Annotated in this window: 19 protein-coding genes; 12 read left to right on the top strand and 7 right to left on the bottom strand. The window is 69.2% G+C overall.

The window, feature by feature from the left end; all coding sequences use genetic code 11:
• Nucleotides 1-294: 294 nt before the first annotated feature.
• Complete coding sequence (locus ACFQ9V_RS02645) at nt 295-543, bottom strand: glutaredoxin family protein (RefSeq protein WP_370055601.1); 249 nt, start codon at nt 541-543, stop codon at nt 295-297.
• A gap of 9 nt (nt 544-552) precedes the next feature.
• Nucleotides 553-1,221, bottom strand: a complete 669-nt coding sequence (locus ACFQ9V_RS02640) for a nucleoside/nucleotide kinase family protein (protein WP_382457628.1) — start codon at nt 1,219-1,221, stop codon at nt 553-555.
• Between the two features lie 103 nt (nt 1,222-1,324).
• Between ACFQ9V_RS02640 and ACFQ9V_RS02635 the strand changes: the two genes are divergently transcribed.
• Nucleotides 1,325-4,285 (top strand): glycosyl hydrolase, encoded by a 2,961-nt coding sequence (locus ACFQ9V_RS02635; protein WP_382457627.1) that lies wholly within the window; start codon nt 1,325-1,327, stop codon nt 4,283-4,285.
• Between the two features lie 45 nt (nt 4,286-4,330).
• Nucleotides 4,331-4,837, top strand: a complete 507-nt coding sequence (locus ACFQ9V_RS02630; protein ID WP_382457626.1) for a MarR family winged helix-turn-helix transcriptional regulator — start codon at nt 4,331-4,333, stop codon at nt 4,835-4,837.
• Between the two features lie 33 nt (nt 4,838-4,870).
• Here ACFQ9V_RS02630 and ACFQ9V_RS02625 read toward each other — a convergent pair whose 3' ends face one another.
• Both ACFQ9V_RS02625 and ACFQ9V_RS02620 read right to left on the bottom strand, forming a co-directional pair.
• On the bottom strand, nt 4,871-5,707 hold the full coding sequence (locus tag ACFQ9V_RS02625; protein WP_382457625.1) for an amidohydrolase family protein: 837 nt from the start codon (nt 5,705-5,707) through the stop codon (nt 4,871-4,873).
• Between the two features lies 1 nt (nt 5,708).
• On the bottom strand, nt 5,709-7,049 hold the full coding sequence (locus tag ACFQ9V_RS02620; RefSeq protein ID WP_382457924.1) for an alpha-L-fucosidase: 1,341 nt from the start codon (nt 7,047-7,049) through the stop codon (nt 5,709-5,711).
• 130 nt (nt 7,050-7,179) lie between these two features.
• On the opposite strand from ACFQ9V_RS02620, the gene ACFQ9V_RS02615 reads away from it, so the two are divergent.
• The 8 genes from ACFQ9V_RS02615 (at nt 7,180) to ACFQ9V_RS02580 (ending at nt 16,078) form a co-directional block, all read left to right on the top strand.
• Complete coding sequence (locus ACFQ9V_RS02615) at nt 7,180-8,571, top strand: alpha-L-fucosidase (protein WP_382457624.1); 1,392 nt, start codon at nt 7,180-7,182, stop codon at nt 8,569-8,571.
• A gap of 95 nt (nt 8,572-8,666) precedes the next feature.
• Entirely contained in the window at nt 8,667-9,914 is a 1,248-nt protein-coding gene (locus tag ACFQ9V_RS02610) for an ABC transporter substrate-binding protein (RefSeq protein WP_382457623.1), read from the top strand.
• A 4-nt stretch (nt 9,915-9,918) separates the two neighbouring features.
• On the top strand, nt 9,919-10,902 hold the full coding sequence (locus ACFQ9V_RS02605) for a carbohydrate ABC transporter permease (RefSeq protein WP_382457622.1): 984 nt from the start codon (nt 9,919-9,921) through the stop codon (nt 10,900-10,902).
• Nucleotides 10,892-11,764: a carbohydrate ABC transporter permease gene (locus ACFQ9V_RS02600; RefSeq protein WP_382457621.1), complete on the top strand. Its 873-nt coding sequence runs from the start codon at nt 10,892-10,894 to the stop codon at nt 11,762-11,764. Before ACFQ9V_RS02605 ends, ACFQ9V_RS02600 begins: the two co-directional genes overlap by 11 nt.
• A 53-nt stretch (nt 11,765-11,817) precedes the next feature.
• A complete protein-coding gene (locus tag ACFQ9V_RS02595) occupies nt 11,818-12,942 on the top strand; it encodes a mandelate racemase/muconate lactonizing enzyme family protein (RefSeq protein WP_382457620.1) in 1,125 nt (374 codons plus the stop codon).
• The gene (locus ACFQ9V_RS02590; protein ID WP_382457619.1) at nt 12,942-13,925 is read left to right on the top strand and encodes an aldo/keto reductase; all 984 of its coding nucleotides are present in this window, start codon (nt 12,942-12,944) and stop codon (nt 13,923-13,925) included. The genes ACFQ9V_RS02595 and ACFQ9V_RS02590 overlap by 1 nt, the downstream gene beginning before the upstream one ends.
• Nucleotides 13,926-13,951: 26 nt before the next feature.
• Nucleotides 13,952-14,650, top strand: a complete 699-nt coding sequence (locus ACFQ9V_RS02585) for a GntR family transcriptional regulator (RefSeq protein WP_382457618.1) — start codon at nt 13,952-13,954, stop codon at nt 14,648-14,650.
• Between the two features lie 117 nt (nt 14,651-14,767).
• A complete protein-coding gene (locus ACFQ9V_RS02580) occupies nt 14,768-16,078 on the top strand; it encodes an enolase C-terminal domain-like protein (protein ID WP_382457617.1) in 1,311 nt (436 codons plus the stop codon).
• Between the two features lie 96 nt (nt 16,079-16,174).
• On the opposite strand, the gene ACFQ9V_RS02575 is transcribed toward ACFQ9V_RS02580, so the two are convergent.
• The gene (locus tag ACFQ9V_RS02575) at nt 16,175-16,921 is read right to left on the bottom strand and encodes an SDR family NAD(P)-dependent oxidoreductase (RefSeq protein WP_382457616.1); all 747 of its coding nucleotides are present in this window, start codon (nt 16,919-16,921) and stop codon (nt 16,175-16,177) included.
• A 97-nt stretch (nt 16,922-17,018) separates the two neighbouring features.
• Nucleotides 17,019-17,870 (bottom strand): fumarylacetoacetate hydrolase family protein, encoded by an 852-nt coding sequence (locus tag ACFQ9V_RS02570; RefSeq protein ID WP_382457615.1) that lies wholly within the window; start codon nt 17,868-17,870, stop codon nt 17,019-17,021.
• A 76-nt stretch (nt 17,871-17,946) separates the two neighbouring features.
• On the opposite strand from ACFQ9V_RS02570, the gene ACFQ9V_RS02565 reads away from it, so the two are divergent.
• Nucleotides 17,947-18,276 carry an L-rhamnose mutarotase gene (locus tag ACFQ9V_RS02565; RefSeq protein WP_382457614.1) on the top strand — a complete coding sequence of 110 codons (330 nt, stop codon included), beginning with the start codon at nt 17,947-17,949 and terminating at the stop codon, nt 18,274-18,276.
• A gap of 7 nt (nt 18,277-18,283) precedes the next feature.
• Here the strand turns inward: ACFQ9V_RS02565 and ACFQ9V_RS02560 are convergent, their stop codons facing one another.
• A complete protein-coding gene (locus tag ACFQ9V_RS02560) occupies nt 18,284-19,294 on the bottom strand; it encodes a LacI family DNA-binding transcriptional regulator (RefSeq protein WP_382457613.1) in 1,011 nt (336 codons plus the stop codon).
• Between the two features lie 315 nt (nt 19,295-19,609).
• Between ACFQ9V_RS02560 and ACFQ9V_RS02555 the strand changes: the two genes are divergently transcribed.
• Nucleotides 19,610-20,929, top strand: coding sequence for an ABC transporter substrate-binding protein (locus tag ACFQ9V_RS02555; protein WP_382457612.1), 1,320 nt, complete (start codon nt 19,610-19,612; stop codon nt 20,927-20,929).
• The last annotated feature ends 60 nt before the right edge of the window (nt 20,930-20,989 follow it).

Below are 20,989 nucleotides of genomic sequence, written 5' to 3'. Positions count from 1 at the left end.
TCGTCTGTGGTGCTGCCGCCGGGCTGTCGTCGTTCCGCTTTCGAGTATCACTGAGCTTCGCGTGGAGCACTCACCTGCGCGGCTCCCGATCGGGTGGCGAGGTCCGGGGCTCGACTTCCTTGGCAAGCTCTGCGGAACGTTCCACCTGAACGGTGAGCGGCACTTCTGGAATTACTCCGGAACCGGTGAGGCACTGGCTGTCCGGCTCAGTGACGACCAGCATTTCCGATGGCTATACCTGTCCGTCGGGGATGCTGATAGCTGGCGGCGCGTAGTTCTTGACGCTATGGCTCGCTAGACCTCCAGCGCCGCCTGCAGCTCCGCGTCGCTCGGCTCCACCAGGTGCCGTCCGTCCGGGAACACGATCACGGGGATGTTGGTGCGGCCGCTGATCGCGTGGGCGCGGTCGGCCTCCTCCGGGCGCGCGACGAGGTCGATGTACTCGTAGTCGGCGCCGAGGCGGTCGAGGAGGGACTTGGAGCGGATGCAGTCGCGGCACCAGTCCGCGCCGAACATCGTGACGGTGTCGAAAGTGTCGGTCATGCCTCCAGGCTAAGCGGCGCCGACTGGGAGTCCGCCGTCCACGATGAGAGTGGCGCTCGCCGCGGTCTGCTCGATGAGGCGGGCGTTGGCGCCGTCGACGTCGCGCGCCCAGGCGAGAGCGGCCTCCGGGGTGCGGCCGTGGCGGGTGTGCCGGTCGACGAGCCGGCGCATCCGCTCCTCCTCGGGCGTCGCGACGAACCAGGACTCGGACAGCAGCGGTGGGATGCGCGACCACGGGTCGGTCGGCGCGAGCAGGTAGTTGCCCTCCACGACGATCAGCCGCGTGCCGGGCAGGACGGCCACGCTCCCGGCGATGGGCTCGCCGACCGCGCGGTCGAAGGCCGGTGCGTAGACCGGGTGATCGCTCTCGGCGAGGACGCGCGCGAGCAGCGCCACGAAGCCCCAGCCGTCGAAGGTGTCGATAGCGCCCTTGCGGTCGCGGCGGCCGAGCGCCTCCAGAGTGGCGTCGGCGAGGTGGAAGCCGTCCATCGGGAGGTAGGCGGCGACCGGCTCGCCGGCCTGCTCGTTCGCGGCCTCGACCACCGCGCGGGCCAGCGTCGTCTTGCCGGAACCGGGGCTGCCGACGATCCCCACGATCGCGCGGCGGCCGTCGGCGGCCAGACGGAGGCCACGCCCAGCGAGCGCGTGCGGGTCGGCAGGTGATGGCGAAGGCTGCATACCGACATTGTCGCGGGACGCCCTGAACCGACGGTCAGTAGTGTCGTGAGGAAAACAAGTGCTATGCTCACGACACCAGCCCGTCGTTCGAAGGAGATCGCCGATGCCCGCAGAAGACCAGCCCCGCACGTTCGACGCCCACCGTGCAGCGCTGCAGGACCCGCCGATCGAGTACCGCCCGGAGCTGCGCTGGTGGCTGGCCGAAGGCCTCCACACCGACCGCACCCTGCGCTCCGAGATCGACGCCGCGCACCGGCTCGGCTTCGGCGGCATGGAGTTCCTGGCGATGGACGAGCAGGCGATCGATCACGCGCGGTACGGCTGGGGCTCGGAGGAGTGGGTGCACGATTCGCAGCTCGTGGTCGAGGAGACCACCGCGCGCGGGATGTCGGTGAGCTTCACCTCCGGCACCAACTGGTCGAACGCGAACCTGCCGACGATCGACCCCGACCACCCGGCCGCGGCGCGCGAGCTGAACTACGTGGTCGAGGAGGTCCGCGCGGGCGCGGGCCGCAGCGGCGCGCTCCGACGCATCGACCTGGACGCCCAGCGGGAGGAGAGCCTGCTGCCCGGCCACCGCATCGCGCCGAGGACGCAGGAGTTCTTCGCGGTGGTGGCGGCGCCCGTGGTCGAGGACGGCGACGTCCCCGTCCTGGACGCGGACGGAGTCCTCGACCTCACGGCCCTCGTCGGCGACGGCGCCCTCGACTGGGAGCCCGCCGCCGACCGCGAGTGGAGGCTGTTCACCTTCTGGTCGCACGGCACCGGCCAGACGGCCTCCCCGTCCGCGAGCGTCAACTACACGGTCAACTACCTGGAGCGCGCCGGCGTGGACGCGGTGATCGACTACTGGGGCTCGACCGTCCTGACGCCCGAGCTGCGCGCCCTGATCGCCCGCAACCCGCGCGCGCAGATGTACATGGACTCCCTGGAGCTGAACACCTGGGGCGACGGCGGGCTGTTCTGGGGCGCGTCGGTCGCGCGGGAGTTCCGCGAGCGCCGCGGGTACGACATCACGCCGTGGCTGCCGTTCCTCACCCGCAGCGTGCTGCTGATGGCCTCCGCCACCACCTACCGTTTCCAGCCGACGGAGGCGCAGCGCGGCACGGTGGAGAAGGTGCGGCACGACTACGTGGAGACGCTCACCGACCTCTACATCGAGAACATGCTGCGGCCGTTCGCGGAGTTTCTGCACGAGAACGGCATCCTGCTGCGCTCGGAGATCAGCTACGGCCTCCCGTTCGAGCTGACCCGTCCCGGCCCGGAGGTCGACGGGATCGAGACCGAGTCCCTGGAGTTCGGCTCCCAGATCGACGCGTACCGGCTGCTCGCCGGGCCGGCGCACCTGTTCGGCAAGCAGTACTCGTCGGAGACCGGCGCGACGACGCGCAACCACATGCTCGACCACCGCTTCTACGACCAGATCATCGCGACCCAGCTCGCGGCCGGCATCACCAAGACGGTGCTGCACGGCTGGGCGAGCACGGCGGGCGCGGAGGGCGCGACCGAGTGGCCCGGGCACGAGGGGATGTGGCCCGGATTCTCGGAGCGATTCGACCTCCGCCAGCCGGCCAGCGAGTTCTACCCGCAGTGGAACAAGGCTGTGGGTCGGTTCCAGTACCTGCTGCGGCAGGGCCGTCCGCGCATCGACGTCGGCATCCTGCGCACCGACCACTTCGTGGACAACATGTCCGGGATGTTCTTCCTCGACGCGAACGGCGAGCGCATCCCCGACGAGGTCGCCTACGGGCAGATGTGGATGCGGAACCGCGAGAACCACTGGTGGCAGGACCTCGGCATGCAGGACGCCGGCTGGAGCTACGAGTTCCTCGACGGCTCGCTGCTGCTGCGCGACGAGGTGGTCTTCGGCGACGGGCTCGTTCAGCCGGACGGTCCGGGCTACCAGGCGCTGATCGTGTACCAGGAGGCGCTGAGCGCGGATGTCGCGCAGCACCTGCTCGACTGGGCTCGGCAGGGGCTCCGGGTGCTGATCGTCAACGGCGCGCGCGAGCTGAAACTGCTGATGACCGGCGAGTACATCGTCAACGAGCGCGCGGCCTCCCGGACGCCGGGGCTCGACCACCGTGACGACGAGCTCGCCGCGATCCTGGCCGAGCTGCGCAGCCTCCCGACAGTGACCGAGGTGGACGACCCCGCACGCACCGTGGCGGCGCTGCGCGACCTCGGCGTGGTGGGCCGCGCCGAGTTCACCGCCGAGAACCGCGACGTGCTCGGCTACCTGCGCGAAGACGGCGACCTGCTGCACGTGTACCTCTACCACTTCCTCTACGAGACCGGCGAGGACACCGTGGTGGAGGTCGCGCTGCCCGGGCTCGGGACGCCGTACCGGGTCGACCCGTGGACCGGCGCGGTCGCCGAGCACCACGGGGTGCGCATGGACGGCGACCGCACGCTCGTGACCGTCGCGCTCGCACCGGGGGAGACCGCGCTGCTCACGATGGACCGCTCGCAGCGTCCGGCGCCGTCGCAGCCCGTCGAGCGCGAGGTCGTGACGGAGGTCGACGGCTGGACGATCGCCGTCGAGAGCTGGGACGCCGGCGAGGACGAGCTGATCGTGGAGGACCGCGGCCTCGGCTACGAGAGCCGGGAGGTGCGCCCGACGACGGCGGTCGGCGTGCTGTCGGCGGAGGGCTCCGAACTGCTGCCGTGGAGTGAGCTGGCGGGCGTCGGGCCGGAGGTGTCGGGCGTGGCGGAGTACCGCACGTCGTTCACCCTCCAGGCGGCCGCGGCGTCCGGCGAGCGGCTGCTGCTCGACCTCGGCTCGACCGCGGGAGGGCTCGGCTCGGTGGTCGTGAACGGCGGCGAGGCCGTGGGGTTCGACACCTCGCGCCCGGTGGTCGACATCACCGACGCGGCCCGGGAGGGAGTGAACACGGTCGTGGTCCGGGTGGCGAGCTCCCTGAACAACCGGCTCATCGCGCGCGGGTACTACGACGACATCCCGGACATGGGGCTGTTCCTGCTGGGGCGGCAGGAGCCGCACGTCACCGTCGTGCGCCCGCACGGTCTGCTCGGACCGGTGCGAGTCGTGCGGGAGCGGTGAGCCCGGCTGCGATACTGGCCACACGCGACAGAAGGAGGTGGCAGCGTGTCGGACGACCCCGACCTCTCGCCGGTCATCGAGCAGGACCCGCTCGACCTGCGCCTGTCGATCGCGTCGATCGTGCACTGGGCCGACAGCCGGGACGTGCGCGTGCGGGTGATGGAGCAGATCGGATTCCCGGTCGACGACATTCCGATGTTCGTCGTCGTCAACCAGCTCGCCTATCGCGGAGCACTGCGGCCGACCGACCTGGCGGCGACCCTCGGGACGGGCAAGGCGAACATCTCCAAGATCGTCCGCCGCCTGGAGGAGATCGACCTCGTGGAGCGGGTGCCGTCGCCGCGGGACGAGCGGAGCGTGCTCGTCGCGCTGACCGCCGCCGGCCGCGAGCTGGGCGAGCGCATCATGGCGGTCGCGCAGGCCCAGGTGGACGAGGTCACCCTCGGCTGGGACCCGCAGGAGGTCGAGAACCTCCGCCGCTACATCGCCCGCTTCGCCCGCCAAGCCTTCGCGGGCCTCTCCATGACCACCAACCTCACCACCGAACGGTGAGTAGTTGCGGAAATCGCGGCTGAATTTCCGCGATTAGTCACGTTTCGGCGGCAGGCGGTACGCGCGCTCGGCGGCGTGCGTCAGCACGTCGGCGCGCTCGGGGGCGGAGAGGTCGGCGAGGAGATCCTGCGTCAGTGTCCAGGTGTCCGCGTAGGGGGCGGCCAGCGTCGACACCGGCCAGTCCCCGCCGTACAGCACGCGCGCGGCCCCGAAGGCGTCGAGAGCGTGCTCGACGTACGGGCGCAGGCGCGCTGCGTCCGAACCGGCGCCGAGGGTGGTCAGGCCCGACAGCTTCAGCCACACGTTCGGGCGCTGCGAGAGCGCGGTGAGGAGCCCGGCCCACGGCTCCGCGCTCGCGGCGCCGACCGGCGGAGTTCCGAGGTGGTCGATGACGAGCCGCAGCGAAGGAAGCTCGTCCGCGATCGACACCGCGTGCTCCAGGTGCCTGGGGAGCACGCCGATCACATCGAAGCTGAGACCGCGCGCGGCGAGGAGCGCGAGCGACGCGCGCACGTCCGGTCGCGCCAGCCAGTCGGCATCGGGCTCGTCGTGGATCAGGTGCCGCACCCCCACGAACGACGGATGCAACGACCACTCGTCAAGCTGGCGCGCGGCGAGTTCCGGGTCGAGCAGGTCGACCCAGGCCACGACCCCGGCGACCATCGGGGAGGACACGGCGAACATCGCCGCCGAGTCCTCCACCGAGTTCGCGGCCTGGACCAGGACGACCCGGTCGACGCCCGCCTCTTCCAGCTGGGGCCGCACCTCGCCGAACGCGAACGTCCGGTTGATCGGCGCCAGCGCGTCGGTCAGCCAGGGGTACGCGACCCGGTCCAAGTCCCAGAGGTGCAGGTGGGCGTCGACCGTCATCTCAGGCGGCCAGGTCGAAACGGACGAGGGTCGGGCCGGCGACAGCAGGCTCCGGCAGCGCCACGACGATGACGTCGCCGTCGCGGGATGCCGCGACCGGGGTGTCGTCGGCGAGACGGGCGCTCGCCGCATCCACCGCAGCGGAGGCCGGCAGGTGGACCTCTCCGATGGCGTCCACGAAGGCGTTCGCGGTGTCGTCAGTGCGGGTCCAACGCACCCACGGCTCGTCCGAAGCGGAGGCCACAGTCGAGTCCAGCGTGGTCGAATCGAACACGGCCGAGCCGTTCACGGCGTTCCACGCGGCGAGGTGCTCCAGCGTCCGCCGCTGCAGGTCGGGCACGGTGCCGCGCGCGGTGAGGCCGACGTTGAGGAGCAGGTTGCCGCCGCGGGACACGATGTCCACGAACGACTTGACGGCGTCCGGTCCGCTGAGCAGGTGCGTCTCGTCCTCCACCTGGTTGAAGCCGAACGAGAAGCCGATGCCGCGGCAGTTCTCCCAGGCGCCGGAGGCCTCCACGTCGGTGCCCTGCTGGTACTCGCTCGTGCGGAAGTCCCAGTGCGTCTCGCCCCAGCGGTCGTTCGAGACGCCGTCCGGGCGGGCGGCGTAGAACTTCTCGAACAGCTTCTCCATGCTGAACGGCCCCGACGGCTTGCCGGCGTCCGGCCACTCGATGTCGCCCCAGAGGATGTCGGGCGAGTAGCGCTCGATGAGGTCATCCACGTGCGTGTACGCGTACTCGGCGTAGGCCGCGTCGACCGGGCGGCCGAAAGCCTGGCCCTCCGACGTGATCGGCGGAAGCTGCGAGAAGTGCCAGTCCAGGCCTCCCGAGTAGTAGACGCCGAAGCGGAGGCCGGCGTCGCGGGTGGCCTTCTCGAACGCGCCCACGAGGTCGCGGCGCGGACCGCGGGCGACCGTGTTGCGGCCGTCGGTGCCCGGCGCGTCCCAGAGGGTGACGCCGTCGTGGTGCTTGGTGGTCGGCACGAAGTAGCCGGCACCGGTGCTCTTCACCAGGGCGATGAACTCCTCCGGGTCGAACTCGGCAGGATCCCACTGGTCGAGGAAGTCGTCGTACGGGGCGCCGCCGAAGACCTCGCGCTGGTGCTCTGCCGCGGGGCTGCCCTCGATGCGGATGGTGTTGTAGTACCACTCGGCGTACGGGTTGTGCCGGAACCAGTACTCCTTCTCGATGGTGCCGAGCTCGCCGATCGGCTCCGCCCAGGCGGGCACCGAGTACGGGCCCCAGTGCACGAAGACGCCCAGCTTGGCGTCGCCGAACCACTGCGGGACTTCGCGCTCGAACCGGCGGTAGTTCTCGGGGCGGACGGGGTCGTCTTTGAACATGGCCACGCTGAGGCTCCTTCTGCGCTGAATGGATGTGGTGGACGGGGCGATTGTGGATCGATCCCCTGGCAGATATCCTATAGGCAATAGGCTTGGCCCTGAAAGACCTACTCGAAGGAGAGTTCGTTCCGTGACCCCTACCCTCACCGCCGCGCCCGACTCGACTGTGCCCGACTCATTCGTGCGCACCGACCTCGTGAAGCTGCCAGGCGGCGAATGGTTCACCGGCGCCGGCTTCGGCCTGTTCGTGCACTGGGACCACGCCAGCCAGCAGGGGATCGAGATCTCCTGGCCGCTGGTCGGTCGTTCCATCATCCCCGGTTCCGACCGCGTCGAGGACACTGTGACGGTCGAGCAGTACCAGTCGACCGCGGCGACCTTCGATCCGGTCGAGTGGGATGCCGTGGCGCTGGCCCGGCTCGCCAAGCAGGCGGGCGCGCGTTACGTCGTCTTCACGGCGCGTCACCACGCGGGCTACTCGATGTTCCACACCGCGCACTCCGAGTTCGGCATCCAGCACTCGCCGTTCGGCCGCGACATCACCAGGGAGTTCGTGGAGGCCATCCGGGCGGAGGGCATCCGCGTCGGCATCTACTACAGCCTCCCGGACTGGAACCACCCGGACTACCCGGCGTTCACGATGAGCGACCGGCCGTACCCGCTCGAGCACTGGCCGGCCGCGGCCGACCCCGCCAACGCGGGGACCCCCGTCGCCGACGACCGCCACCGCCGCCCGACGCCGGAGGAGTGGTCGCGGTACCAGGACTACCTGCGCGGCCAGCTCACCGAGCTGCTCACCGGCTACGGCACGATCGACCTGCTGTGGTTCGACGGCGAGTGGGAGCGGTCGGAAGAGGAGTGGGACAGCGCCGGGCTGCGCGCGCTGATCAAATCGCTCCAGCCGGATGTCGTCATCAACGACCGGCTGCTCGGCCAGGGCGACTACAAGACACCGGAGCAAGGCTTCCCGGTGACGGCCCCGGACGGCCCGTGGGAGCTCTGCCTCACCATCGGGCAGATGTGGGCCTGGCGCCCAGGCGACACGAAGAGCAAGAGCACGGTGTCGCTGCTGACCACGCTGATCGAGGTCGCCTCCCGCGGCGGCAACCTCCTGCTGAACATCGGCCCGAAGGGAGACGGCAGCCTCAACGGGTCGCAGGTGACGACCCTGGAGGAGATCGGCGCCTGGATGGACGCCCACGCGGAGAGTGTCGTCGGCGTCGCGCCCACCAGCGGCGTCGACTTCTACGGTCCGTCCACTGCGCGGCAGGGCAGGCTCTACCTGCATCTCGTCATGCGTCCGATCGAGCAGGTGATCGTCCGCGGCATCCCTGTGGAGCGGGTCCGTTCGGTGCGGCTCCTCGCGACCGGCGAGGAGCTTCCATTCGAGCTGAACGTCGAAGTCCACGAGCAGGCCGAGCAGACCGGCGAGGCCCAGGGAGAGCTGCACATCCCTGCGCCTGCCGCCTCGGGAGCGCTGATCGACGTGATCGCGATCGACTTCGAGCCGCTCGCCGGATAGAACGTCCGGACTACTTGAAACCTATATCAAACACCCTATAGGATCGCGCCAACACGGCGATCACTTTGATGAATCCAATGAAGGAGGCACAGCACGTGACACCACGAACCAAGCGCGCAGCGGTACGGGCCGGTACCGCCATTCTGCTGGCAGGAGCGCTCACCGCGCTCGCCGGCTGTGCGGGAGGCGGAAGCGGCAACGCGTCCGGCGGCCCGATCAGCATGTACACCTGGGTCAGCAGCCAGAGCGACCGCGACCAGTGGCAGGGCTTCATCGACCTCGGCAAGAAGGTCGACCCCAAGCTGGACGTGACGATCGAGGGCCCGAGCTTCAACGACTACTGGACCAAGGTCAAGACCCGGCTGAGCGGATCCAACCCGCCCTGCCTCCTGACCACGCAGGCCGCCCGCGCGCAGGAGCTCTCCGGGCTGCTGATGCCGCTGACCGACCTGATCAAGAAGTACAAGCTCGACACCTCGAAGTTCGACTCGTCCATGCTCAAGGGCATGACGGTGGACGGCAGCATCCGCGCCATCCCCTACGACGCCGAGCCGATCGTCCTCTACTACAACGCGGACGCGTTCCAGAAGGCCGGCCTCGCGCTGCCGAGCGCCAGCTACACCCGGCAGCAGTTCCTCGCGGACGCGAAGAAGCTGACCACCGCCGACCACAAGGCGCTCGCCATCGAGCCGGGCTTCTTCATCCCGAACGCGTGGGCCATCGCCGACGGCGCAGAGGCGGTCAAGGGCGGCAAGCTCGACCTGACCAACTCCAAGCTGGTCGACTCGGTGCAGTCGTACTTCGACCTCGTCTCCAAGGAGGGCATCGCCAAGGCTCCGGAGGCCGCGGACGGCAGCGACGTCGCCCAGTCGGCGTTCACCTCCGGCGCGAGCGACATGCTGATCGAGGGTCCGTGGATGTACGGCACCTTCGCCGCCGCCGCCAAGTTCAAGCTGGGCGTGACCATCGTCCCGACCCAGTCGGGCGACGCCAAGGGCATGACGGCCGGTTCCGGCTTCGGCATCGCGAAGAACTGCAAGGACCCGGACAGCGCGTTCAAGGCGATCATGGCCATGACCGACACCAGCGTCCTGAAGGGCCAGGCCGAGAAGCGCGGCATCGTCCCGTCCCGTCCCGACGCGCAGGCGGCCTGGGCGGAGGGCAAGACCCCCGAGGCGTACACCGCGGTGCAGGCCCTGTTGAAGGATGCCAAGGCACAACTCACCACTCCGACCTGGAACCAGGTCGAGACCCTCTTCACCCAGTACGGCGTCGAGGGCTACCGGGGTGACAAGACCGCCAAAGATGTCATGAACACGATCCAGAACTCGGTGGGGCAGTAGGCGGATGTCCTCGCCACTGATCACGGGCGCCGTCGTCTCGGAGGAGACGGCGGCGCCCGCCGCGCCCGAGACCCGGCCGTTCCACGTCCCGCACCCGTCGCCGCCGCGCGGCCCCAAGAAGCGGAAGGGCGACGGCCTCACCGCCCTCGCCTACCTGTGGCCGGGTCTCGCCGGCTTCACGTTCTTCATCGTGGTACCGCTGCTCGGATCGCTGGTCATCAGCTTCTTCGAATGGCCGCTGTTCGGCACACCGACGTTCGTCGGCTTCGCCAACTACCAGAAGCTGTTCAGTGACCCGACGTTCTACACCGTCCTGCTGAACACGGTGATCTTCGCGTTCGTCTACACCGCGCTGAACCTCGCGCTCGCCCTGGCGGTCTCGCTGTGGCTGAACACGCGGGTCAAGGGCGCCGGCTTCTGGCGGGTCATCTTCTTCCTGCCGGCCATCACGCCGATGGTCGCCAACGCGCTGGTCTGGCGGCTGCTGCTCAGCGACAACGGGATCGTCAACTCGGCGCTGCACTCCATCGGCATCCAGGGGCCGAGCTGGCTCTCGGACTCCCGGTTCGCGCTCGCCTCGGTCATCGCGATGTCGGTCTGGCAGTCGTTCGGCTACAACGTGATCGTGCTCTCGGCGGGCATCGCCGGCATCCCGAAGGAGCTGCTGGAGGCCTCCCGGATGGACGGCACGAACGCCTGGCAGCGGATGCGCTCGATCATCCTGCCGATGATCTCGCCCGCGCTGTTCTTCACCATGACCATGACGATGATCGGCGCGTTCCAGGTGTTCGTGCAGCCGCAGATCCTGACGCAGGGCGGTCCGGGCGAGTCCACGAACACGTTCGTGCTCTACCTGTACCGCAACGGCTTCGTGTTCGACCGGCTCGGCTACGCGTCCGCGCTCGCGTGGATGCTGTTCATCGTCGTCATGCTCATCACCGCGCTGCAGTTCGCCGGACAGAAGAGGTGGGTCAACTATGACAAGTGAGGCAACCCGGGTGCGCCGCCGGCTGCGCCCCGCCCAGCGCAAGGTGGTCGCGACGACCTGGCTGAACACGGCGGCGGTCGCGATCGTCGCGCTGGTGTTCACGTTCCCGTTCATCTGGATGTTCTTCTCGGCGCTCAAGCCCGAGTCGGAGGTCTTCTCGCCCACGCCGTCGTTCATCGGCTCCGAGGTGAAGTGGTCGAACTTCGTCGACGCGTGGACGCTCGTGCCGTTCGGCCGGTTCATCTTCAACGGCTTCTTCGTCGCACTCTGCGGCTCGCTGCTCTCGGTGATCGTCGCCGTGCTGTCGGCCTACGCGTTCTCGCGGCTGCGGTTCAAGTACCGCGACCGGCTCTTCCTGCTCTACGTGCTCACGCTCGTGCTGCCGCAGGAGGTCCTGGTCGTGCCGCTGTTCATCATGATGAACCAGCTCGGCCTGGTCGACAGCTACGTGGCGCTCATCATCCCGTTCGCGTTCACCGCGTTCGGCACGTTCCTGCTGCGCCAGTTCTTCCTGACCATCCCGATCGAGTACGAGGAGGCCGCGATCATCGACGGCGCCTCCCGATTCCGCACGCTGTGGTCGGTGCTCCTGCCGCAGCTCGCGGCGCCCATCTCGGTGCTCGGTGTGTTCTCGTTCGTCGGGTACTACAACTCGTACCTCTGGCCGCTCATCATCATCAACAGCCAGGACCTCGCGACCGTGCCGCTCGGGCTCTCGATGTTCACGGGCGAGCACGGGACGCAGTGGAGCCTGATGATGGCCGCCTCCACCCTCGCGATCATCCCGTCGCTGATCATCGTCGCGGTGCTGCAGCGGCAGCTCATCAAGGGCGTCGCCCTCGGCGGCTTCGGCGGGCGCTGACCCGGTCACCGCCCGGCCGCCTCCCGACCATCCACCAGAAAGCAGGACACCGCATGACTCTCGCCCCGCCCTCCGCCCGCACCGCTGTCGACGGGACCATCGTCAGCGCCGAGGCGTGGCTGAGCGACCTCGAGGTCGAGACCGTCCGCACCGACGCCGTGCAGTCGTTCCTCAAGCAGGAGACGATCTTCGTCCGCCTCCGCACCGCGGGCGGAGTGGAGGGCATCGGCTACAGCTACACGATCGGGACGGGCGGGGAGGCTGTGCTCAGCCTCCTGCGCACTTGCCTGCTCGACGTGCTGGTCGGGATGGACGCCAATCGTCCGGAGGCCGTGTGGCGCGCTCTCTTCTCGGCTACGCGAGCGACCACAGTCGGCGCGATCACGTCGCTGGCGCTCGCCGCCGTGGACACCGCCGTGTGGGATGCGCGCTGCAAGGCCTCCGGGCTTCCCCTCTGGGTCGCCGCGGGCGGATCGCGGCCGAGCATCCCGCTCTACGACACCGAGGGAGGCTGGCTGCACTTCGACACGGACGAGCTGGTCGCCCAGGCGGTCGAGTCGCAGCGCCGGGGCATGAACGGGGTGAAGATCAAGGTGGGCAAGCCGCGCGGGCACGAGGACGCCGAGCGGCTCGCCGCCGTGCGGGCCGCAGTCGGGCCGGGCATGGACATCATGGTCGACGCCAACCAGTCGATGACGGCCGCGGAGGCGATCCGCCGGGCCGCGCTGTTCGAGCCGCTGGACATCTTCTGGTTCGAGGAGCCGTTGCCCGCGGAGGACGTCGCCGGCCACCGCCGGCTCGCGGAGTCGACCACGCTGCCGATCGCGGTGGGGGAATCCATGTACTCGGTCGGGCACTTCCGCGAGTACCTGCAGGCCGGCGCCGCCTCCATCGTGCAGGTGGACGTCGCGCGGGTCGGCGGCATCACGCCGTGGCTGAAGGTCGCGCACCTCGCCGAGTCGTTCAACGTGGCCGTCGCGCCGCACTTCCTCATGGAGCTGCACGTGGCGCTCTGCTGCGCCGTGCCCAACGCGCTCTACTTGGAGCACATCCCGCAGCTTCGCGCGGTGACGAAGCGCGAGCTGGTCGTCCGCGACGGCCACGGCGTCGCCTCGGACGCGCCGGGCCTCGGGATCGAGTGGGACCTCGACGCGATCGACGACCGGAGGGTGGCGTGATGACGCGCGTCGAGCTCGGCCCGATCGGCTACGGCGTCGCAGCGCTCGGCAACCTCTACAGCGCGCGGCCGGACGACGTCTGGCCCGGCATCGTCCCCGCAGCGTGGGAGGCCGGCATCCGGTACTTCGACGTGGCGCCGCACTACGGGCTCGGCCTCGCGGAGGAACGCCTCGGCGAGGGGCTGCGCGGCCTCCCGCGCGACGAGTACGTGGTCTCGACCAAGGTCGGCCGGGTGCTGGAGCCGAACCCGGACCACCGGCAGGGCGACACCGACATCGCCAATCTGTTCGACGTGCCGTCGACGCGACGGCGGCGGCTCGACTACTCGCGCGACGGCGTGCTGCGCTCAGTGGAGGACTCCCTGAACCGGCTCGGCCTCGACCGCATCGACATCCTCTTCGTCCACGACCCCGACGAGCACGAGCGGGAGGCGCTCGACGGCGCGTTCCCCGCCCTGGAGGAGCTGCGCTCGCAGGGCGTCATCCGCTCCTACGGCGCAGGGATGAACCAGTCCGCGATGCTGGAGCGCTTCGTGCGGAACACCGACCTCGACGTCGTCATGTGCGCGGGCCGCTACACCCTGCTCGACGGGACCGCCGGGGCCGACCTGCTCCCGGCGGCGCTGGAGCGCGGGGTGGACGTGGTGATCGCCGCCGTCTTCAACTCGGGGATCCTCGCGACCGACCGTCCAGGAGCCGGGGCGACGTTCGACTACGGCGCCGCCCCCGCCGCCCTGGTCGAGCGTGCGGGCAGGATCGCGGATGTCGCGCGGCCCTACGGTCTCACCCTCCCGCAGCTCGCCGTCCAGTTCCCGCTGCGGCATCCCGCGATCTCCACGGTCGTGCTCGGCGCCGACACCCCGGAGCAGATCGTCCGCAACGCCGCACTGGCCGAGCCACGGGTGCCGGACGAGCTGTGGGCGGAGCTCGATGCCGCGGGGCTCACGCCGCCGAACATCCTGCATCCTCTTTCCTCTATCTAGCAGGCCCGCAAGCCTAGGATGTGCACATGAGCATCGAACCTTCCTCCAGCGAACACTTCCTGCCCGCGCGGCGGGCGCTGGCCGACGACGTCTACGACGCCGTGCTCGGCCTGCTCATGGACCAGGTGATCGAGCCGGGCAGCCGGGCCAGCATCGACGGGATCGCCCGCCAGCTCGGCGTCTCGCCGACCCCGGTGCGCGAGGCGCTCGCGCGACTGGAGTCCGAGGGGCTGGTCGTGAAGAAGGCGCTCAAGGGGTACACCGCGGCGCCATTGCTGGACAGCGAGGGACTGCGCGAGCTGTTCGAGATGCGGCGCCTGCTGGAGCCCTACGCCTCCCGCAACGCGGCGGGGGAGATCGACGCCGGGACGCTGGACCAGCTGGAGCAGCTCTGCGAGGACATGCACCGCAGCGGCGAGGCGGCGCAGACCGGCGATGACCGGTTCAAGGACTACAAGGACTTCGCCAACGCGGACGCCGACTTCCACCGCCTGATCGCGGCGCACTCCGGCAACGCGCTGCTGGCCGACGCGATCTTCCGGCTGCGCTCGCACATGCACCAGTACCGCATCTACTTCAAGCACGGCGTGGTCGACGAGACCTCGGGCGAGCACGAGGCCGTCCTGGAGGCGCTGCGAGCCGGCGACGCCGCGCGCGCCGAGAAGGCCATGCTCGACCACATCACGAAGTCGTACACGCGCATCGCGACGAGCCTCGACGACTAGTCCCTCACGCACATTCGTCACGAATATCGCTTTTGCGCGCCGCAAAACGCACATTCGGCACGAATGCGGGGGTGGCTGCGGTGGCGATTTGTACCTATATCCAATAGGATGTTTCCTATGAGCACCGTGATCGGCTTCGAGACCCTGGATGTGCGGTTCGAGACGTCCGCCCTGCTGGACGGCTCCGACGCGATGAACCCCGACCCCGACTACTCCGCCGCCTACCTGCGCGTGAGCACCGACGCTCCCGACGGGCTGGAGGGTCACTCCTTCGTCTTCACGATCGGCCGGGGCAACGACGTCCAGGTCGCCGCGATCGAGGCCGTCGCCCACCGCGTGATCGGGAGGGACGTGGAGGCTGTGCTCGACGACCTCGGCGGCTTCTGGCGCGAGTTCGTCCACGACTCCCAGCTCCGCTGGCTCGGCCCGGAGAAGGGCGCGATGCACATGGCGATCGGCGCGGTCGTCAACGCGTTCTGGGACCTCAAGGCCAAGCGTGCAGGCCTCCCGCTCTGGCAGCTTCTCGCGCGCATGACGCCGGAGGAGCTGGTCGACCTGGTCGACTTCCGCTACCTCAGCGACGCGCTGACAAGGGAGGCCGCGCTCGCGATCCTCCGCGCCGCCGAGCCCGGCCGGGCCACGCGCGAGGCCGAGCTCCTCGCGGTCGGCTATCCCGGCTACACCACGACGCCCGGCTGGCTCGGCTACTCCGACGACAAGCTGCGCCGCCTGGCGAAGGAGGCGGTCGACGAGGGCTTTCAGCAGATCAAGCTGAAGGTCGGCGACCGCCTGGAGGACGACCTCCGTCGCCTCCGCATCGCCCGCGAGACCGTCGGCCCGGACATCCGCATCGCCATCGACGCCAACCAGCGCTGGGACCGCGACCAGGCGATCGAGTGGATCCGTGCGCTCGAGCCGTTCGACCTGGCCTGGGTCGAGGAGCCCACCAGCCCCGACGACGTGCTCGCGCACGCGGCGATCGCGCGCGCCGTGGCTCCCGTGCGCATCGCCACCGGGGAGCACGGGATGAGCCGGGTGCTGTTCAAGCAGCTGCTGCAGGCCGAGGCGGCCGCCATCGTGCAGATCGACTCCACGCGCGTCGCCGGGGTGAACGAGAACATCGCGATCCTGCTGCTGGCCGCCAAGTTCGGTGTGCCGGTGTGCCCGCACGCGGGCGGCGTCGGCCTGTGCGAGGCGGTGCAGCACTTCTCGATGTTCGACTTCGTCGCGGTCTCCGGCAGCCAGGAGGGCCGGATGATCGAGTACACGAAGCACCTGCACGAGCACTTCGTCACCCCCGTCGAGCTGGAGGGCGGCCGCTACCGCGCGCCGCTCGCTCCGGGCATCGGCATGGAGATGCTCCCCGAGTCGCTCTACGCGCACCTCTACGACCCCGAGCTCGCCCCCGCTCCCGTCATCCTGACCTGACGGAGACCGCCGAAGGGCACGTTGTTGTCACTTTTCCACTCGAAAAGTGACAACGACGTGCCCTTCGTGCGTTGCTGGGCGCGGGTGAGAGGGGGGCTAGCGGCGCGGGCGGAGGGAGTACATGCCGCCGTCGACGGCGAGGATGACGCCGTTGGTGGAGGCGGAGCGCGGCGAGGCGAGGTAGGCGACGGCGTCGGCGACCTCTTGCGGTTGCACGAGCCGGCCGCTGGGCTGGCGGGCTTCGAGGGCGGCGCGTTCGGCGTCGGGGTCGGCGGCGCTGTCGAGCAAACGACCGACCCAGGGGGTGTCTGCGGTGCCGGGGGCGACCGCGTTGACGCGGATCCCGAACGGAAGGCAGTCGGCGGCGATCGCGAGCGTCATAGCCGAGATGGCGCCCTTGGAGGCGGAGTACAGCACCCGTTGCGGGAGGCCGGCCCATGCCGCGATCGAGCTGGTGAGCACGACGGCGGGGGAGGACGATGCCTTCAGCTGCGGCATGGCGTGCCGGATGGTGCGGGCGGAGCCGATGACGTTGACGTTGAGGACCCGCGCCCATTCGGCGTCGTCATTGGCCTCCACGTCGCCCTGGGCGCCGATGCCGGCGTTGGCGATGACGATGTCGAGGCGGCCGGCGTCGGCGACGACCTCCGCGATCGCGGACCGGACGCTCTCGTCGTCGCCGATGTCGCAGCGGACGCCGGTGTGCGGTTCGGCGACGTTGGATGCGTCGAGGTCGAGCGCGTAAACACGTGCGCCCCGGCTCGCGAGCTCGTCGGCGATGGCTTTGCCGAGGCCGGATGCTCCGCCCGTGACCGCGGCCACGAGCCCTTCGAAGTCGGACAACGTCGTCTCCTTAGTGTTGGTCTGCAATCGCTTCCGGAGTCGTGCACGCGACACGCCGGGCGCGGGCGTACACAACTCCGGAACGGATTGCGGTTGGTCAGGGGGCCGGGCGGACGGTGCTGTGCTGTTCGCCGAGCCCGTCGATGCCGAGCGTCACGTCGTCGCCGGCGCCGAGGTAGGGGAACCGGCCGGAGAGGCCGACGCCTTCGGGCGTGCCGGTGTTGATGAGGTCGCCGGGTTCCAGCACCGTGAACTGGCTGAGCCGGTAGACGATCTCGGCGACGCCGAAGATCAGGTCGGAGGTGGTGGAGTCCTGGCGCGGCTCGCCGTTCACGGTCGACCAGATCCGCAGCCCGGACCCGTCGCCGACCTCGGCGGTCGGCACCAGCCACGGGCCCAGCGGGTTGAAGGTCTCGAAGCTCTTGCCCTTGCTCCACTGCCCGAGGGAGCGCTGGAGCTGGTACTCGCGCTCGGACACGTCGTTGGCGACGGTGAAGCCGGCGATGTGTCCCAGTGCCTCCTCGGGCGAGGAGAGGTAGCGGGCGCGGGTGCCGATGACGGCGGCGAGCTCGACCTCCCAGTCGGTCGTGGTGGAGCCGGGCGGCAGCAGGATGTCGTCGTTCGGCCCCACGACCGTGTTGGGGTGCTTGTAGAACACCACGATGTCGGTCGGCGGCTCGGAGCCGGACTCGCGGGCGTGGGCCGCGTAGTTCATGCCGATGCAGATCACGGCCTGCGGGCGGGCGATCGGCGCGCCGACACGCAGGCCCGCGATGTCGAGTTCGGGCAGTTCGCCGGTGAGGGCAGCGGCCTCCGCGCGCGCCAGCCCGTCCGCGGCGAGGAACGCGCCGTCGAGGTCGGCGGTCAACGGACGCAGGTCCCAGGCCGTCTCGCCGTCACTGACGGCGGGGATCTCCGCACCCGCCGGGCCGAGTCGCATGAATCGCATGAGGGTCCTTTCGCCGTCTGCACAACCCTATTACTATTTCCTATAGGAATCCAAGACCACCGCCGGAAGGAACCTCATGCGCGTCGCCCTGCACTCCGTCCTCCGCGAAGGCCACGAGGCCGCCTACGAGGAAGCGCACGTCGTCATCCCCGACGACCTCGCCGCCTCCTTCGCGCGGCTCGGCGTCCACGATTGGACGATCTGGCGCAGCGGACGCGACCTGTTCCACCTGGTCGAGTGCGACGACTTCGCCGCGGCGATGCGCGCGCTGGACGACGACCCTGCCAACCAGCGCTGGCAGGCCTTCATCAACCAGCACGTCGATCACTTCGTCACGACCGCCGAAGGGCCCGAGGGGATGGTGCTGGGCGAAGTGTGGCGGTTGGAGGGCCAGCGCCAGGACTGAGTTCGCCCTACCGCCGCGTCGTGCTCGCCCGCACCACCAGCTCCGGCTGATACAGCACCCGGCGCGCCTCCAGCTCGGGGTCGGCCGCCTCCTCGAGCAGGATCTGAACGGCCGTCTCGCCGATCAGGTGGCTCGGCTGGCGGATGGAGGTGAGCGGCACGACCGAGGCGCCGGCGAACTGGATGTCGTCGTAGCCGATCAGGGCGATGTCGTCCGGGACCGCGAGGGTGCCGTCGATGATCAGGGTCTGCAGCAGGCCGATCGCCAGGAGGTCGTTGGCGGCGAAGACCGCGTCCGGACGGTCCGCGGGAGCGCGGTCGGCGATGGCCTGGCCGGCGCGGCGGCCCTCCAGGACGTTGAGCGCCTCCACGTCCACGACCTCCAGGGTCACCCCGGCATGCCGCTCGACGACCGAGCGGGCGCCGGCCAGACGGTCGGCGACCTGCTGGATGGCGAGCGGGCCGCCGACGAAGGCGATGCGCGTGCGGCCGGTCTCGATCAGGTGGGTCGCGGCCATCGCGCCGCCGGCGACGTCGTCCACCGACACCGAGCTGAAGGTGCTGTCGCTGCTGACCCGGTCGACCAGAACGGCCGGGATGCCGCGGTCGCGCATCCGTCGCAGCCGCGCCGCCGCGTCGCCGACCGGGGCGAGCAGCACGCCGCGCACCCGGAGCTCCTCGAACAGGTTGAGGTAGCCCGACTCGCGGTCCTGGCGCTCGGTGCTGTTGCCGACGATCACCGAGTAGCCGGCGTCCGCCGCAGCATTCTCGGCGGCCGTGGCCACGTCGGTGAAGAACGGATTGGCGCCGCTGAGGCTGATCAGACCGATCGCCTGGCTGTGCCCGAGGCGGAGCTGGCGGGCGGCCTCGTTGCGCACGTAGGAGAGCTTCTCCATCGCGAGGTGGACGCGTTCGACCGTCTCGGCGGACACGATCTCGGGCCGGTTGAGCACGTTTGACACGGTCCCCACCGAGACCTGAGCCAGTGCTGCGACGTCTTTGACGCTTGCGGAAGCCATAGTGATTCCCCTCTCGCCGGTCATCGTAACGGATGCTCGGGTTGAATCGAAACAATTTTCAAGTCGACACGGGATGAGAATGATTTCACCTGACGCGCACCACAATTAAAGACCAGGTCAAAGCCATATTATCAACTCAGCGCGCGAAGTCGCTCGGCTTGAACGCGCGATTCAGCGTGCCATTCGGCCGTCGTTACTGAATCGACACAATTGGTTCTTGACGTAATCCTCCACAGGACTTATCTTCATGTGAAGCGTTTCAAAACACCCCGAACACCCAGGGGCGGAAGCGTCCCGAATACAAGGAGGTATTTGATGTTCTCTCGCAGGACGACGACCAGGGTCGTCGCCACACTCGGCGGCATCGCCATCGCGGCGCTCGCGCTCGCCGGCTGCAGCTCGTCGGGCGGAAACTCGAACGGCCCAGTGACCATCTCACTGCTCGCCGCGGGCAACGACCCGGCCAGCACCAAGTTCGCGAACGACCTCTCGACCGCGTTCCACAAGGCCAACCCCAAGATCACGGTCAAGGTCGAGACCCGGCCGACGGGCACGGACGGTGACAACCTCATCAAGACGCGCCTCTCCACCGGGGACATGAACGACGTGTTCCTCTACAACTCGGGCTCGCTGTTCCAGGCGCTGCACCCCGACACCCAGCTCCAGCCGCTCACCGACGAAGCGTGGGTGAAGGACATCACCGACGACTTCAAGAAGACGGTCAGCACCTCGAAGGGCACCTACGGCGCCCCGACCGGCACGACCTTCGACGGCGGCATCATGTACAACAAGAAGGTCTACGAGAAGCTCGGCCTGTCGGTGCCCACCACCTGGAGCGAGTTCATCTCCAACAGCGAGAAGATCAAGGCCGCAGGTATCACCCCGGTGATCCAGTCCTACGGCGACACCTGGACCAGCCAGCTCTTCGTGCTGGCCGACTTCGCCAACGTCAACGCGAGCGACCCGAAGTGGGCCGACGACTACACGGCCAACAAGTCCAACGCGAAGTACTCGAAGCAGCCGGCGCTGGCGGGCTTCACGCACACGCAGGAGATCTTCGACAAGGGCCTGATGAACAAGGACTACGCGTCCCTGACGAACGTCAACGCCCTGAAGATGCTGGCGACCGGCGAAGGCGCCCAGTACCCGATGATCACCACCGTGATCAGCAACGTGCTGCAGTCCAACCCGGACAACATCAACGACATCGGCTACTTCGCGGTCCCGACCGACTCGGGCGCCCCGCACGCCACCGTCTGGGAGCCGGGCGGCGCGTACATCCCGAAGACCACCACCGGCGACAAGCTGACGGCCGCGAAGAAGCTGGTCGCGTTCATCAACTCGCCCACCGGCTGCGACATCCAGAACAGCGCAGGCACCCCCGCCGGCCCGTTCGCGATCAGCACCTGCACGGTCCCGGACAGCGCTCCGGCGTTGGTCAAGGATGAGCTCAAGTACCAGGACGACAAGAAGACGGGCCTCGCGCTCGAGTTCCTGTCCCCGATCAAGGGCCCGAACCTGGAGAAGATCCTGATCCAGGTCGGCTCGGGCATCTCCAACGCCCAGCAGGGCGCGGCCCTCTACGACCAGGATGTGAAGGCTCAGGCCCAGCAGCTCGGTATCAAGGGCTGGTGAGCCCGTCCGGGCCGGCGCTGCGGCGCCGGCCCGGGCACCACCCCAGAAGACTCGACGAGG

This window comes from Leifsonia sp. NPDC056665 (assembly GCF_042791795.1).
Lineage (GTDB): Bacteria > Actinomycetota > Actinomycetes > Actinomycetales > Microbacteriaceae > Leifsonia.
This window is presented reverse-complemented; position numbering and strand designations above follow the sequence as displayed.